The sequence below is a fragment of the Polaribacter sp. R77954 genome (assembly GCF_044595335.1).
Classification (GTDB): Bacteria; Bacteroidota; Bacteroidia; order Flavobacteriales; family Flavobacteriaceae; genus Polaribacter.
On sequence record NZ_CP138992.1, the window covers coordinates 3311431 to 3327461 of the forward strand.

Here is a 16031-nt window from a genome sequence, read left to right on the forward strand (position 1 = left end):
TAATTATACTCAATAAAAAGTAAAATAGAGTTAGACTTTTTCATGCGTATTTTCTACAGTTTTTTACTTCTTTAAGTCAACAATAATCGTTTTATCAAAAGCAGTTTTTAAGTTTTTGATTATTAGTGCTGTAAAATTAAGTTCATTGTTTTTGTTAAAAGTACGTTAACAACACAAGTTTTTACAAAAGATAGCATCTAAATAAACAGCAATCAAAAATATAAAGTAATGTTAAAACAAAACTTAAAACCATTGACACCGATTTATTTTATAGTAATATCACTTTTCTTTTCAGCTGGTTGTACTGAAGATGTTACAGATTCAGAAACAAGTACAATAAGTGAAATCACATCAGAATATTTAACTGATACAGATTTTGAAACCACAGATTGGGCAGAAGCCACACATAGTAAAGAGGGTACACCAGATTTTGAAGAAATTTTTCCAGATGATGAAGTAAAACGATTAGACCTTGTAATTACTTCAGAGCTTTGGCAAAGCATGTTAGACGATATGACAGCAAATTATGGAGCCTTTGGAAGTGGAAGTAGAGGAGGTTTACAGACTAGTGACGATAATCCAATTTTTGTTCCAGCTGAAGTTTTTTATAATGGCAAAGAATGGTATAGAGTAGGTGTGCGATTTAAAGGAAACTCTAGTTTACAATCTACATGGAGTAATGGAAACTTAAAATTATCATTTAAATTGGATTTTGATGAGTTCGAAGATGATTATCCTCAGATTAAAAATCAACGTTTTTATGGATTTAAAAAGTTAAGTCTTAAAAATAATTTCGATGATTCAGCTTTTGTACGTGAAAAAGTAGCTGCAGACATCTTTGCAAATGCTGGTTTAGCAGTTTCTCATACTGCTTTTTATACGGTTTATGTAGATCATGGAAATGGGCCAGCTTATTTTGGTTTGTATACTTTAGTTGAAGAGGTAGATGATACAGTTATTGATAATCAATTTAATGATGGTAGTGGTAATTTATACAAACCAGATGGAGATGCAGCCAGCTTTGCTGTTGGTACTTATGATGAAAGTGAATATGAAAAGAAAACAAATGAAAACGAGGCCGATTACTCTGATGTACAAAGTTTACTTAATACTATTAATGATGCTTCAAGAACTACGGATGCTATAACTTGGAGAGCCAATTTAGAAACTGTATTTGATACAGATGTTTTTTTAAAATATTTAGCGGTAAATACTGTAATTCAAAATTGGGATACTTATGGTAGAATGACACATAATTATTTGTTGTATAATAATCCTGAATCTAATAAACTAGTTTGGATTCCTTGGGATAACAATGAAGCGCTTCAAGAAGGAAAAAGAGAAGGTGCTCTAGCTTTAAATTTTTCTGATTTAAGTACCTCTCAATGGCCAATTATAGGGTATATGTATCAAGATGAGGTTTATAAAGCTAAATACGATACTTATGTGCAAGAAACCGTAAATAACGTTTTTAACACTACAACAATGAATGCTTTATACAACAAATACCAAGCATTAATAGAACCTTATGCAACATCAGAAATATCAGGATACACATTTTTGTATTCTAGTTCACAATTTTATTCAGCAATAAATCAGCTTAAATCTCACGCAACAAGCAGAGTAGCTGCTGCAAATAGTTACTTACAATAAATAAAAACATAAAAATGAAAACATCAATTTTAACCATCGGTATTTTAATATTATCGCTATAATCGTTAACAGCTCAAGAAAATAATGATGAAAATCAAAGAAGAAAAGCACCACCAACTATTAAACAATTACTCAAAGATTTAGATACCAATGAAGACGGAAAACTATCGTTAAAAGAAGTAAAAGGCCCGCTAAAAAAAGATTTCAAAAAAATAGATACTAACGAAGATGGTTTTTTATCTAAAGAAGAACTAGCAAAAGCACCAAAACCGAAAAGACCAAAGCCAAATAATTAGTAGTATTTAAAAGCTTTTTAGTTTAAAAAAACAAAGTAGTATTGGGGGATATTATGATGTGATGGCCTATCATTAATTTGATAGGCTTTTTTAATGAATAATATTCACTTCAATCTCTAAAGAAATTTCAAATAGTTCTAAAATATTTTGCTGAATTTTTTGTGCTAATTCGTAAATTTCTTTCCCAGATGCATTACCATAATTTACCAAAACCAAAGCCTGTTTTTCATGCACACCAAAATCGCCAAAACGATTGCCTTTAAAACCAGCTCTTTCTATCAACCAGCCAGCAGGTACTTTTATTTCTGAATCTGATACAGTGTAACTAGGTATATTAGGATATTTTTTTTGAAGTGTCAAGAAAAAATCTTTTGAAACAACAGGATTTTTAAAAAAACTACCACTATTACCAATAACTTTTGGGTCTGGTAATTTAGATTTTCTAATGGCAATTACAGCATCAGAAATATTTTTTAAAGTGGGTTTTTCTATTTTTTTTGATGCTAATTCAGTTGCAATTGCACCATAAGAAGTGTTTAAATTATGGTGTTTTTTTGTCAACCTAAAACCAACAGAAGTAATAATATATTTGCCTTTAGCGTCATTTTTAAAAATAGAATTTCGATAGCCAAAATTACAATCTTGGTTAGAAAAAGTATTTAGTTTTTGAGTTGCTATTTCTAAGGCTTCAACTTTGGTAATTGTATCTTTTACTTCTACACCATAAGCGCCAATATTTTGTATTGGGCAAGTACCTACATTACCAGGTATTAACGATAAGTTTTCTATTCCTCCATAATTGTTATCTACACACCACAATACAAAATTATGCCAGTTTTCGCCTGCATTTACAGTAAGATATACAAAATTTTCATCTTCTTTGTCTATTGATATTCCTTTTATATCAATATGCACAACAAGTTGTTCTATATCTTTAGTAAGCAACATATTGCTTCCGCCAGAAATCAAAAAAACATCTTTTTCTATTTTTAAAAGTTGTTGCAGTTTATAAACAGCATCAATAGAAATAAATCTTTTTGCAATAACATCTATACCAAACGTATTGTATTTTTTTAGTGATATGTTATGCTGAATGTTCATTTGTATACTATAAGAATAATAAAGTCTTATAGGTTTTTTGTTTTTAGTTTGAATATTTTTTCAAAGCTTCCTTTAAAATAGCAACAGAACGTATCAAATCACTTTTATTCAGAACATACGCCATTCTTATTTGGTTTTTACCTTCGCCTTTTGTAGAGTAAAAACCACTTGCAGGAGCAACCATAACAGTTTCGTTATTAAAATCAAAGTCCTCTAAAAGCCATTTTGCAAAATCATCTGTATCAGCAACTGGTAGTTCAGCTACGCAGTAAAAGGCGCCTTTTGGTTTGGCTACTTTTACACCTTCAATTTTTTCAAGTTCAGTTACTAAGGTATTTCGTCTATCTACATATTCTGCTTTTACATCATCAAAATAACTTTGAGGTGTTTCTAAAGCTGCTTCACTTGCAATTAATGCATACGTTGGCGGACTTAATCGTGCTTGTGCAAATTTTATTGCTGTTTTTATAAATTCTTGGTTTTTAGATACAATACAGCCAATTCTTGCACCACACATACTGTAGCGTTTAGAAACAGAGTCTATTACAATTGCGTTTTGCGCTAAGCCATCTAAAGATAAAACTGATGTATGTTGCAAACCATCATAAGCAAACTCTCTATACACTTCGTCTGCAATTAAAAATAAATCGTGTTTTAAAACAATTTGTTTTAGTTTTTCAATTTCTTCTTTAGAGTAAAGATATCCTGTTGGGTTTCCTGGATTACAGATTAGTATTGCCTTGGTATTTTTGGTGATTAATTTCTCAAAATCTTCAATTTTTGGCAACGCAAAATTATCTTCAATTTTAGAAATTACTGGTACAACTGTAACTCCAGATGCAGTAGAAAATCCATTATAATTGGCATAAAATGGTTCAGGAATTATTATTTCATCTCCAGGATCAGTAATACTTCCAATTGTAAATAATAAGGCTTCAGAACCACCTGTGGTTGCAACAATATTGTTGGCAGTTACATTAATGTTATGATTGGTATAGTAATTTGCAAGTTTAGTTCTATACACTTCAGATCCTTCAGAACGAGCATAAGACAATGTTTCAATACTATTGTTTTTTACGGCATCTAATGCAACTTGAGGTGTTTTAATATCAGGTTGACCAATATTTAAATGAAATACTTTTACTCCTCTTTTTTTAGCATTTTCAGCATAAGGAACTAATTTTCTTATAGGCGATTCTGGCATTTGAATCCCTTTTTGTGAAATTGAAGGCATAATAATTTATTACTTAAATTTGAATGCAAATTTGCGAAATATATTTTATATCTGCTGCCTAATTTAGATTTCTTTAAAAGGTTAAAAATATCCTAAAACCACACCAAAGCAAAAGTTAATTAGTATCTTGAGTTTTGTGTGTAAATTTTTTTTTTTGAAGAAAACAGTTTTACTTTTTTTTATAGGCCAGTTTTTTTTGATGCATGTGTACGCTCAAAAAGGCTATCATTTTAAGAACGCATCAATGCGAAAGCAACGTGTTTCGTTTCGGTTGATTAATAATTTGGTGGTAATACCGTTAGAAATTAATGGAAAGAAATTGTCTTTTATTTTAGACTCAGGTGTAAGTAAAACCATATTATTTAATATTACTAAAAACGATAGTATAGGTTTAAATGATGTAGAAAAAGTTGCTTTACAAGGTTTGGGAAAAAGTGAGCCAGTAGAAGCTTTACTATCAAAAAATAATACGATTTCTCTAAAAAATATTACTAGTGCAAATGAAACCATTTATGTTGTTTTAAAAGATAATTTTGATTTGTCTGCTAAAATGGGAATTACAATACATGGTATTTTAGGGTATAGTTTGTTAAGAAATTTTATAGTTAAAATTAATTATAAGAGTAAGAAAATAGATTTTTTTAACCGAAAAACATATCAACCTAAAAAATGTAGAAAATGCGAAACTTTTCCAATCCAATTTTACCGCAAAAAACCTTTTATTGATGCACAAGTACAATTAGATACTTTAGGCAATGCATTGACTAAAGTAAAACTTTTAATAGATTCTGGTGGTAGTGATGCACTCTGGTTTTTTGAGGGTACTAAAAATCAGATTAAAACTCCTAAACGTTTTTTTAGAGATGTTTTAGGAGAGGGTCTTAGTGGTGCCATTTATGGAAATAGGAGTAGGATTCCAAAGGTTAAATTAAAGTCTTTTGAAATTGAATCTCCTACAGCTTCTTTTTTAGATTCCAGTTCTACGAGTAATGCTAGAGCATTTAAAAAACGAAATGGTAGTATTGGTGCTGGTATTTTAAAACGTTTTATTGTGTGGTTTAATTATCCGAATCAACAATTTGTTTTAAAGAAAAATGGTTCTTTAAAAAGTGGATTTAATTACAATATGAGTGGTTTAGATATTGTGTATAATGGTAAACAATTGGTAAAAGAAAAAGATGTTAAAAAAATTACAGATGCTTATAATCAACAGGTAAGTACAAATAACTCCATTAGTTTTATAACTAGTTATTCTTATAAATTTAAAACATCTTATAAAATTAAAGGTGTTTTAGAAAATTCACCAGCTTATAAAGCAGGCTTACAAAAAGAAGATGTTATTTTAAGGATAAATAATAAATCCGTTCACGAATTTACTTTAGGTGATATTTTAATAAAACTGCGAGAAAAAGATGGAAAAAAAATTAAAATGCTTATTGAAAGAGCAGGAGTTGAAATGGAATTTGAGTTTCGTTTAGAAAAAAAAGTTTAACTATCAGATAGCAAACTTTTCTCTTTTTCTAAAGATATACCCTTATTTACAAAACCTTTAATTTTAATTACTTTTCTAGGGTTTTTTGCATTAGAGAATATTGTAATGCTTTTAGAAAAACCACCAACTCTTTTTGTGTCATAAGAAACTTTAATCTCTCCTTTTTTACCTGGTAAAATAGGGTTTACTGGTTTTTTAGGAATTGTACAACCACAAGAAGATCTTACATTTTTTATGACCAAAGGTTGGTCTCCAATATTGGTAAACACAAAAGTTCTTTCTCCGTTAGCACCTTTATGAATTTTACCATAGTCAATTACTTCTTCTTCAAATTTAAACTCTTGTGCATTGATAGATAAACTAAAGAATCCTATGCATAATAATGTAAAAAATGTTTTCATAAATTTTTTATTTACTGATGTAACCTTTTATTTTAATTTTTTTTACTGATTTTTTAGCATTCGAAAAAATAATAATTTCTTTAGAAAAACCACCTGTTTTAGAAGTGTCATACTCTACTGTAATTGTTGCTTTTGCATTTGGCATAATTGGTTTTTCTGGTTTTTTAGGTACAGCACAATCGCAAGATGTTTTAATATCTTTTATAATTAAAGGAGCATCACCAATATTGGTGAATTCAAAAATGCGTTTTCCATCAGCACCTTTTTTAATTTTTCCATAATTGATAATCTCTTTTTTAAACTCAAATTCTTGGGCAGAAATTACAATGGAAAATAACAAACTAAAAACTAATACAATCTGTTTCATAATATTACAAATTTACAATTTTTAAAAACATAAAATAATCAATCACTAATTTTCTCTACAAAAAAGAGAATTGTATTTTTGCCAACTATATTTCAAAAACTATTCCAAAGTATGGCAATTCCATCTAAATATGATGCAAGTAAGGTAGAAGACAAGTGGTATGACTACTGGATGAAAAACAACTATTTTCATTCAACACCAGATGAAAGAGAACCTTATACCATTGTAATTCCTCCACCAAATGTAACAGGAGTTTTACACATGGGGCATATGCTAAATAACACCATTCAAGATGTGTTAATTAGACGAGCACGTTTGTTAGGTAAAAATGCATGTTGGGTTCCAGGTACAGATCATGCATCAATTGCTACAGAAGCAAAAGTGGTTGCCAAGTTAAAGGAGCAAGGAATTTCTAAAAGCGATTTAACGCGTGAAGAGTTTTTACAACACGCTTTTGATTGGAAAGACGAATATGGAGGAATTATTCTTGAGCAATTAAAAAAGTTAGGCGCTTCTTGCGATTGGGAAAGAACCGCTTTTACCATGGATCCAGAAATGTCTGAATCTGTAATTAAAGTTTTTGTTGATTTGTACAACAAAGGTTTAATTTACAGAGGTTACAGAATGGTAAATTGGGATCCAGAAGCTAAAACTACACTTTCTGATGAAGAAGTAATTCACGAAGAAAGACAAGGAAATTTATATTATTTAGAGTACAAGATTGAAGGTTCTAATGATACTTTAACGATTGCTACAACACGTCCAGAAACTATTTTTGGTGATACTGCAATTTGTATCAACCCAAATGATGAACGTTTTACGCATTTAAAATGGAAAAAAGCAATTGTGCCTCTGTGTAACAGAGTTATTCCTATTATAGAAGATGAATATGTAGATTTAGAATTTGGGACAGGTTGTTTAAAAGTAACTCCTGCTCATGATGAAAATGATAAAAATTTAGGTGATAAGCATAATCTTGAAGTTATAGATATTTTTAATGATGATGCATCTCTAAACTCTTTTGGATTGCATTATGAAGGAAAAGATCGTTTTGTAGTTCGTAAGGAAATTGCTAAAGAACTTGAAGAAAAAGGAATTTTAGTAAAAACAGAAGTACACACCAATAAAGTTGGTACATCAGAAAGAACCAAAGCTGTTATAGAACCAAGATTATCAGATCAATGGTTTTTAAAAATGACAGATTTAGCAAAACCTGCTATTGATGCTGTTTTAGGTGATGCTGCTGAAATTAATTTAGTGCCTAAAAAGTTTGAAAATACCTATCGTCATTGGATGGAGAATGTTCGTGATTGGAACATTTCTCGTCAATTGTGGTGGGGACAACAAATTCCCGCTTATTTTTATGGTGATGGAAAAGAAGATTTTGTTGTTGCAGAGAATATTGAGAAAGCTCTTGAGCTTGCGAAAGAGAAGACTAAAAACCAACAACTAAAAACTAACAACTTGCGTCAGGATACTGACGCACTAGATACTTGGTTCTCTTCTTGGTTATGGCCAATGTCTGTTTTTGACGGAATTCGTAATCCAGAAAACGAAGAAATTAACTATTATTATCCTACAAACGATTTAGTTACAGGGCCAGATATTTTATTCTTTTGGGTAGCAAGAATGATTGTTGCTGGTTATGAATATAAAGATGCCAAACCTTTTGAAAATGTGTATTTAACAGGTTTGGTTAGAGATAAACAAAGACGTAAAATGTCTAAATCTTTAGGGAATTCTCCTGATGCTTTAAAATTGATAGAAGAATTTGGTGCAGATGGGGTAAGAGTAGGATTATTACTAAGTGCACCAGCAGGAAATGACATTCTATTTGATGAAGATTTATGTCAGCAAGGTAAAGCATTTGCTAATAAAATTTGGAATGCTTTTCGTTTGATAAAAGGTTGGGAAATTGATGAAAATTTAAAACAACCAGAAACCGCTAAAATTGGTTTGGCTTGGTATGAAGCAAAGTTTCAAAAAACTTTAGCAGAGATTGAAGATCACTTTTCTAAATATCGTTTAAGTGATGCTTTAATGGCAATCTATAAGTTAATTATGGACGATTTTTCGTCTTGGTTATTAGAAATTGTAAAACCATCATATCAACAACCTATTGATAGAACAACGTTTGATGCAATTATTGAAGTTTTAGAAAATAATTTAAAAGTATTGCATCCATTTATGCCATTTTTAACCGAAGAAATTTGGCAATTCATATCAGAAAGAACTCCAGAAGAAGCACTAATTATTTCAAAATATCCGCTAATTAAAGATTTTGATACTACAATAATTGCTGATTTTGAATTCGCTACAGGTGTTGTGTCAGGTATTAGAACCATCAGAAAAGAAAAAAATATTTCTTTTAAAGATGCTATCGAATTATTTGTAGTTGATCATGAAAAAAACACCAAAGAATTTGATGTTGTTATTCAAAAATTAACAAATGCAGCTTCAATAAATTATGTTGCAGATAAAGTAGATGGGGCTTCTTTTAGAGTGAAATCTAACGAATATTTTGTGCCAATTTCTGCTGATAATATTGATGTAGAAGCCGAAACAAAAAAATTAAATGCCGAGTTAAAAAGAGCTGAAGGTTTTTTATTCGGAATTCAAAAGAAATTATCAAACGAACGTTTTGTATCTAATGCACCAGAAAAAGTGATTGAGCTAGAACGTAAAAAAGAAAGTGATACATTAGCTAAAATTGAAACCATAAAATCTAGTTTAGCTAGTTTACAGTAAAATTTAGGTTTTAAATATGTTTATTCTTATCATTAATTTAAAATAATAAAACATGAAAAAATATATATTCATACTAAGTTTATTTTTTATCGTATTTAACGTGCAATCTCAAGAGATAAAAAAGAATAAAAATGCAAAAATTTCTTTTAAAGTTGATGGTATTTGCGGAATGTGTAAAAAGCGAATAGAAACTGCTGCTTTAAAAACAAAAGGGGTAAAATTTGCACTTTGGAGTCCAAAGACACATCAATTAAACTTAATATTTGATGAACACAAAACTGAAATGTCAACGGTTCAGCAAAATATTTTAAAAGTAGGTCATGACGTCTTTGACGTTAATGAAAATAAAATTAGCGCAACAGATGAGGCGTATAATTCTGTACACCCTTGTTGTAAATATAGAGATGAGAAAATTGTTTTAGATCACGAAGGAGAACTTAAAAAAGTGAAGAAAAACTAATTTTCTAGGTTATAGCAATACAGCAATATTTGTTTATAAAAATAAAATCCGTTAGAAATTTCTAACGGATTTTTTTATGTTTTTGAGATTTCTCTAAAAGATCGAAATCACAAGTTTAAGAGCATTATCATTTTTTCAAAAATGTAAAATAATTTGCTCTGTCAAATCGCCAATTACATCATTCCTGGCATTCCACCACCCATTGGAGGCATTCCACCACCAGCAGGAGCATCTTCTTTAATATCTACTAAAGCACATTCTGTAGTTAAAATCATACCAGCAACAGACGCTGCATTTTCTAAAGCAACACGAGTTACTTTTTTAGGATCGATGATACCAGCTTCTAACATATCTACATATGCATCAGATTTTGCATCGTAACCAAAGTCTTTTTTACCTTCTAAAACTTTATTAATTACTACAGAACCTTCACCACCTGCATTTTCTACAATTGTTCTTAATGGAGCTTCAATAGCTTTATTTACAATTTGCACACCTGTAGTTTCGTCTAAGTTTTCTGTTGCCAATTGTTCTAATACTTTTTTAGAACGAACTAAGGCAACACCACCACCAGCAACAATACCTTCTTCAACTGCAGCTCTTGTAGCGTGTAAAGCATCATCAACTCTGTCTTTCTTTTCTTTCATTTCTACTTCAGAAGCAGCACCCACATATAAAACTGCAACACCACCAGCTAATTTAGCCAAACGTTCTTGTAATTTTTCTTTATCGTAATCTGAAGTTGTGGTTTCTATTTGTGCTTTAATTTGAGAAACTCTCGCTTTAATTGCATCAGCATCACCAGAGCCATTTACAATAGTAGTATTGTCTTTATCAATGGTAATACTCTCTGCAGTGCCTAATAAATCTAAAGTAGCGTTTTCTAAAGAGAATCCTCTTTCTTCAGAAATTACAGTACCACCAGTTAAAATTGCAATATCTTCTAACATTGCTTTTCTTCTGTCTCCAAAGCCTGGGGCTTTTACAGCAGCAATTTTTAATCCGCCACGTAATTTATTAACTACTAAAGTAGCTAAAGCTTGTCCATCTACATCTTCAGCAATAATTAATAATGGTCTACCTGATTGAGAAACTGGCTCTAAAATTGGAAGGATTTCTTGTAAGTTAGAAATCTTTTTATCGAATAATAATACATAAGGATTTTCTAAATCCGCAATCATTTTATCTGCATCAGTAACAAAATAAGGTGATAAATAACCTCTGTCAAATTGCATACCTTCTACAACATCAACATAAGTATCCATTCCCTTAGCTTCTTCAACAGTAATAACACCTTCTTTACCTACTTTGGTAAAAGCAGTTGCAATTAAATCGCCAATAACATCATCATTATTTGCAGAAATTGCAGCAACTTGTTTTATTTTTTCTGAAGAATTACCTACTTCTTGAGCTTGTTTTTCTAAATCTGAAACAATTGCAGTAACTGCTTTATCAATGCCACGTTTTAAATCCATAGGATTTGCACCTGCAGCCACATTTTTTAAGCCTTCTTTTACAATTGCTTGTGCTAAAACAGTTGCAGTTGTTGTTCCATCACCAGCCAAATCGTTAGTTTTAGAAGCTACTTCTTTTACCATTTGAGCGCCCATATTTTCTAGCTCGTTTTCTAACTCAACTTCTTTTGCTACAGAAACACCATCTTTAGTTACTGTTGGTGCTCCAAAAGATTTAGAAATAATTACATTTCTTCCTTTAGGGCCTAATGTTACTTTTACTGCATTTGCTAACGCATCAACTCCGCGTTTTAAACCATCTCTTGCTTCAATATCAAATTTAATATCTTTTGCCATTTGTATTATGCTTTATGCTTTTGGCTTTTGGCGATATGCAAAAAACCAAAAGCTAATTATTTTAATTTTTGTTTTAATGAATAAATTTTTCTTTTTATTATATTTATTTCTTCATTTAAAATGATAAATGAATTTTTATCAATATAATTTAAATCTTTAGAGAGAATAATTAAGTATTCAACTTCTGATGCTGAACCTATTGCAATTGTTAAAAAACGATTGAATTCTGCATCACTATCTCTTCCACAACCTTCACTTATATTAGTTGGAATAGAAGAAGATGCTCTTCTAATTTGAGAAATTATTCCATAAACCTCATCTTTTGGATAAGTTTTGGTAACGTCATAAATTTTTAAAGTTAATAAATGACTTAATTTCCAAATATCGTATTTTTTAAAATCTCTCATTGCTTTGCTTAAAGCTTAAGGCATATAGCCTAAAGCCATTAAATAATTGCCAAAATATCAGATTCACGCATCATTAAATAATCAACGCCTTCTAATTTTAAGTCTGTTCCACCATATTTACCATATAAAACAGTATCACCAACTTTTACAGTTAAAGGCTCATCTTTTTTACCATTACCTACTGCTACAACAGTTCCTTTTTGAGGTTTTTCTTTTGCATTATCTGGTATGATTAATCCAGAAGCTGTTTTTGTTTCTGCTGGAGCAGGTTCTACAAGAACTCTGTCTGCTAAAGGTTTAATGTTTAATCCCATTGTTTTATAAATTTTTGATTTATTAAAATTAATTTTACTCACATAAATGGTCAGAAATTGTGCCATTATTTTAAAACTGACAATTTTTCGTTGATTGATTTTTTACTGAAATTTTAAGCAAAAAAAAATGCCAACGTGTCATTTTCGTTGGCATTTTTAATATGTTTAAACTAAAACTTAGTTGATACTATCGTTTGTTGCTGGTGCATTATTTTCAGCAGGAATTGTAGTTTCAATGCCATCTAATGTATTGTCTAAATTTACATTGTTTGCTCCTTCTCTTGGAATAGCAAAATTTGCTAGTAAAATTAAGGCAAACATAGCAATAGCTAACGTCCAAGTGGTTCTATCTAAAAAGTTATTTGTGTTTTGTACACCTCCTAAAGATTGTGCGCCTCCACCACCAAAAGAAGAAGATAATCCTCCACCTTTTGGGTTTTGAACCATTACTATTAAAATTAAAGCAACTGCTACAATTAAAATTAAGATTAGAAATGCTGTATAACTCATTATTTATGTTTTTGTAAAATTTGTATTCTTTTAATTTGGTCTGCAAAGAAACCACTTTTTTCTGGATATTTCAAAATTAAAATTCTATATGCTTGAATAGCGTTTTCATACTTTTTTTGTTCAAGATATACTTTAGCCAATGTTTCTGTCATTAAAGCAGCATCTTGTTTGTTTTTTGCTACAGAAATAGATATAGATTTGTCTTTGGAAAGTGGTTCTATTTTAGGGTTTGTTTTGATGAATTTTTCAATAATTTTTTCTTTTTTAGAAACGGGTTTTTCTATCGCTTGTTTTCTAACTATCGGATTTTTTGCAGATAATTGTAACCATTGATTAAAAGAATAATTTTCTGATTTTATAAACGGAATAGGTTTACCAATAGCCAATTGTTCTTCAGTACTTTTAATAGGTTTAGCAGTTTCTTCTGGTTTTATTGCTTTATTTTCTACAGGCGTTTTTGTTGGTTTCTCTTCAGAAATTTTATTGCTAATTTGTTTATGAATCTCTTTTTTTGAAGTTTCAAATTCTTTAGAGGTAATAAAATCAAATAAAACTGTTCTATCAGTAGTGTACGCAGCAGTTATTTTTAACTCGTTATTGTATTTAAAGCTATCTTGATTTTTTAATCCTTTTAAATATAACGCTCTTGCCGACTGAAAATAGGGGTATTCTTCAATAACGGTTTTTAACGCTGCAGTATCTAGTTGCGTAATTTGAGTTTGATCTGTTATTATATTGTTAAATCGCTCTATTTTCAATGGTTATAGTTTTAACAGGTTTTTTGCTTTTTTTGCATAAATTGGTATGTTTATTACCACTTTGCAACTGATGCATTAAAAATATCTTGCGTTAAACGTTCTACAATTTCATCTAAAGCGCTTTCAAGTACACCACCAGTTAACTGGGCATCTGCAGCATAATCAGAATAAAAAGAAAAGTTTTTTTCAAAATCATCTTTTTCTTCTAGTTTATTAGTGAAACGAACATTTACGGTAACTGTTAATCTATTTTGAGCTGCAGTTTGATCTGATGTTCCACTCATTGGTGTTACTCTGTAGCCTGTAATTTCTCCACTAAAATGTAAATCTCCATTAGAATTGGTGAGCGTTAAATTTGTTTGACGTGTAAATAAATCTTGTAAATCATTCGTAAAACGTTGTGTTAAAACGGGTTCAACCAAAGGCGCATTATTTGGGAAGAAATCAATTTGGATCGTTTTGGCATCACCTGTATTACCACCTGTAAAAGAGTAAGCTCCACAGCCAATTAAGGTTGATATTATAATTAAGGATAAAATTATTTTTTTCATTTTAAAAATCATTTGCAATTGATAGGTTTAAAATATCTTGTGTAATTCTTTTATTGATTTGGTTTATCAAATTATTTTGAAGGTCTCCAGAAAGTTGAGCGTTCGCATCGAAATCTGAATAAAAAGAAAATACTTTTTCAAAATTTTTATTACTGTTGTATTTATTTCTAAATCTAACATTAACCGAAATTATTAACCTATTTTGTGCTGCAGTTTGATTTGATACCCCACTTACTGGTTTAATTCTATAGTCTGTAATTTCACCGCTAAAATACAAATCTCCATTAGAGTTAGTTAATTGTAATTTGGTTTGTTTTAGAAATAAATTCTGAAGACTCTCTGTGAATTTTTGACTTAATTGTGGTTCTACTAAAGGTGCTTCGTTTCTAAAAAAATCTATTTGTATGGTTTTAGCGTTTCCTATATCAAAATTTTGGAATGTGTATGATTTGCATCCTATTAAAATTAATAATATTAAGGCAAAAAGTTTTTTTTTCATTTTTTCTTATCAATTTGTTTGCAGACAATTACAAATCGTATTGTTTAATTTTTCGATATAAAGTTCGTTCAGAAATCCCCAATTCTTTAGCAGCTAACTTGCGTTTGTTGTTATTTTTTTCTAAAGATTTTTTAATCATCTCTATTTCTTTGTCTTGTAAAGATAACGATTCGTCTTCTTCAATAGTTTCAATGAAATCATATTCTTGCTCATCAGAAGTTTTTTGAGGAATGTTTAAAACTTCAATATCTAAGTCTTCTAAATCTTTGTTGTTATAGATTTTTTCTAAAAGTCTATGGTTTTCTTCTTGTACTTCTTCAACATTTCCATTTTTCATTAAATCAAGGGTCAATTTTTTTAAATCGTTGATATCATTACGCATATCAAACAAGATTTTATACATAATGTCTCTTTCAGTAGAAAAATCATTGTCTTTTTTACCACCAACAATAGCAGGTAAATTTCCGTTATTATCAGGTAAATATTGTTTTAATTTTGATGCAGAAATTATTCTTTCTTCTTCAATTACTGAGATTTGTTCTGCCAAATTTTTTAATTGACGAATATTTCCTGGAAACTGGTAATTAAGTAATGTGCTTACTGCATTTTCATCTAACCTGATGGAAGGCATTCTGTATTTCTGTGCAAAGTCTGAAGCGAATTTTCGAAATAACAAATGTATATCTTGGTTACGCTCTCTTAAAGCCGGTAAATTAATTTCAACCGTACTTAATCTGTAATATAAATCTTCCCTAAATTTTTCTTTTTCAATAGCAGAACGCATATTTACATTGGTTGCAGCTACAATTCTAACATTTGTTTTTAATACTTTGGATGAACCTACTTTGATGAATTCGCCATTTTCTAAAACACGCAGCAAACGTACTTGTGTGGTTAAAGGTAACTCACCAACTTCGTCTAAAAAAATAGTACCACCATCAGCTACTTCAAAATATCCTTTTCTATCTTGTGTAGCACCCGTAAAAGCCCCTTTTTCGTGACCAAATAATTCACTGTCAATGGTTCCTTCAGGAATTGCGCCACAGTTTACAGCAATGTATTTAGCGTGTTTTCTGTGTGATAATGAATGTATAATTTTAGGAATACTTTCTTTACCAACACCACTTTCTCCTGTTACTAAAACAGAAATATCAGTAGGCGCAACTCTAACTGCTTTTTCTAAAGCTCTGTTAAGATGGATATCGTTTCCGATAATTCCAAAACGTTGTTTTAATGCTTGTAAGTTTTCCATATGCCCCTTTTAATTTCCCCAAAGGAGAAAAATTTACCAATTCTAGCCTTCCCAGAGGGAAGGAATTCAGAACGTTTTTTTTTGATTCCTTTATGTTATACTTTTCTTAATTTTAAAACTCCAACTTAAATCAACCCCAATTTTCCACAAAGATTGGAGTTCCTCTCTTTTTGGGGG

17 protein-coding genes are annotated in these 16031 nt (G+C 30.2%); 5 read left to right on the forward strand and 12 right to left on the reverse strand.

All coding sequences use genetic code 11. The annotated features are described in order from the left end of the window. Positions 1 to 228 precede the first annotated feature (228 nt). Both SJY27_RS14475 and SJY27_RS14480 read left to right on the forward strand, forming a co-directional pair. Positions 229 to 1653: a CotH kinase family protein gene (locus SJY27_RS14475; protein ID WP_397445585.1), complete on the forward strand. Its 1425-nt coding sequence runs from the start codon at positions 229 to 231 to the stop codon at positions 1651 to 1653. 119 nt (positions 1654 to 1772) lie between these two features. Further along, entirely contained in the window at positions 1773 to 1949 is a 177-nt protein-coding gene (locus tag SJY27_RS14480; RefSeq protein ID WP_397447931.1) for a hypothetical protein, read from the forward strand. Positions 1950 to 2039: 90 nt separating this feature from the next. Here SJY27_RS14480 and murB read toward each other — a convergent pair whose 3' ends face one another. After that, a complete protein-coding gene (gene murB / locus SJY27_RS14485) occupies positions 2040 to 3050 on the reverse strand; it encodes a UDP-N-acetylmuramate dehydrogenase (protein ID WP_397445586.1) in 1011 nt (336 codons plus the stop codon). Between the two features lie 43 nt (positions 3051 to 3093). After that, complete coding sequence (locus SJY27_RS14490) at positions 3094 to 4284, reverse strand: pyridoxal phosphate-dependent aminotransferase (RefSeq protein WP_397445587.1); 1191 nt, start codon at positions 4282 to 4284, stop codon at positions 3094 to 3096. Positions 4285 to 4438: 154 nt separating this feature from the next. On the opposite strand from SJY27_RS14490, the gene SJY27_RS14495 reads away from it, so the two are divergent. Beyond that, positions 4439 to 5776, forward strand: coding sequence for an aspartyl protease family protein (locus tag SJY27_RS14495; RefSeq protein WP_397445588.1), 1338 nt, complete (start codon positions 4439 to 4441; stop codon positions 5774 to 5776). Here SJY27_RS14495 and SJY27_RS14500 read toward each other — a convergent pair. Together SJY27_RS14500 and SJY27_RS14505 are read right to left on the reverse strand one after the other, a co-directional pair. Beyond that, complete coding sequence (locus tag SJY27_RS14500; RefSeq protein WP_397445589.1) at positions 5773 to 6177, reverse strand: DUF1573 domain-containing protein; 405 nt, start codon at positions 6175 to 6177, stop codon at positions 5773 to 5775. The two genes, SJY27_RS14495 and SJY27_RS14500, sit on opposite strands and share 4 nt — an antisense overlap. A 7-nt stretch (positions 6178 to 6184) precedes the next feature. Next, positions 6185 to 6544 (reverse strand): DUF1573 domain-containing protein, encoded by a 360-nt coding sequence (locus tag SJY27_RS14505; protein WP_397445591.1) that lies wholly within the window; start codon positions 6542 to 6544, stop codon positions 6185 to 6187. A gap of 111 nt (positions 6545 to 6655) precedes the next feature. Between SJY27_RS14505 and SJY27_RS14510 the strand changes: the two genes are divergently transcribed. Then, on the forward strand, positions 6656 to 9292 hold the full coding sequence (locus SJY27_RS14510) for a valine--tRNA ligase (RefSeq protein ID WP_397445593.1): 2637 nt from the start codon (positions 6656 to 6658) through the stop codon (positions 9290 to 9292). A 52-nt stretch (positions 9293 to 9344) separates the two neighbouring features. Continuing rightward, a complete protein-coding gene (locus tag SJY27_RS14515; protein WP_397445594.1) occupies positions 9345 to 9752 on the forward strand; it encodes a heavy-metal-associated domain-containing protein in 408 nt (135 codons plus the stop codon). Between the two features lie 173 nt (positions 9753 to 9925). Here SJY27_RS14515 and groL read toward each other — a convergent pair whose 3' ends face one another. The 8 genes from groL to SJY27_RS14555 all read right to left on the reverse strand — a co-directional run bounded on the left by groL (position 9926) and on the right by SJY27_RS14555 (position 15854). Then, positions 9926 to 11563, reverse strand: a complete 1638-nt coding sequence (groL, locus tag SJY27_RS14520; protein WP_397445595.1) for a chaperonin GroEL — start codon at positions 11561 to 11563, stop codon at positions 9926 to 9928. A gap of 56 nt (positions 11564 to 11619) precedes the next feature. Further along, entirely contained in the window at positions 11620 to 11970 is a 351-nt protein-coding gene (locus SJY27_RS14525) for a four helix bundle protein (RefSeq protein ID WP_397445596.1), read from the reverse strand. A gap of 38 nt (positions 11971 to 12008) precedes the next feature. After that, complete coding sequence (gene groES, locus SJY27_RS14530; protein ID WP_397447932.1) at positions 12009 to 12284, reverse strand: co-chaperone GroES; 276 nt, start codon at positions 12282 to 12284, stop codon at positions 12009 to 12011. 177 nt (positions 12285 to 12461) lie between these two features. Continuing rightward, entirely contained in the window at positions 12462 to 12794 is a 333-nt protein-coding gene (gene secG, locus SJY27_RS14535) for a preprotein translocase subunit SecG (protein ID WP_397445597.1), read from the reverse strand. Further along, positions 12794 to 13552, reverse strand: coding sequence for a tetratricopeptide repeat protein (locus SJY27_RS14540; RefSeq protein WP_397445598.1), 759 nt, complete (start codon positions 13550 to 13552; stop codon positions 12794 to 12796). The genes secG and SJY27_RS14540 overlap by 1 nt, the downstream gene beginning before the upstream one ends. 53 nt (positions 13553 to 13605) lie before the next feature. After that, on the reverse strand, positions 13606 to 14103 hold the full coding sequence (locus SJY27_RS14545; protein WP_397445599.1) for an LptE family protein: 498 nt from the start codon (positions 14101 to 14103) through the stop codon (positions 13606 to 13608). A gap of 1 nt (position 14104) precedes the next feature. After that, positions 14105 to 14602 (reverse strand): LptE family protein, encoded by a 498-nt coding sequence (locus tag SJY27_RS14550; protein ID WP_397445600.1) that lies wholly within the window; start codon positions 14600 to 14602, stop codon positions 14105 to 14107. A gap of 28 nt (positions 14603 to 14630) precedes the next feature. Beyond that, entirely contained in the window at positions 14631 to 15854 is a 1224-nt protein-coding gene (locus SJY27_RS14555) for a sigma 54-interacting transcriptional regulator (RefSeq protein ID WP_397445601.1), read from the reverse strand. Positions 15855 to 16031 lie beyond the last annotated feature (177 nt).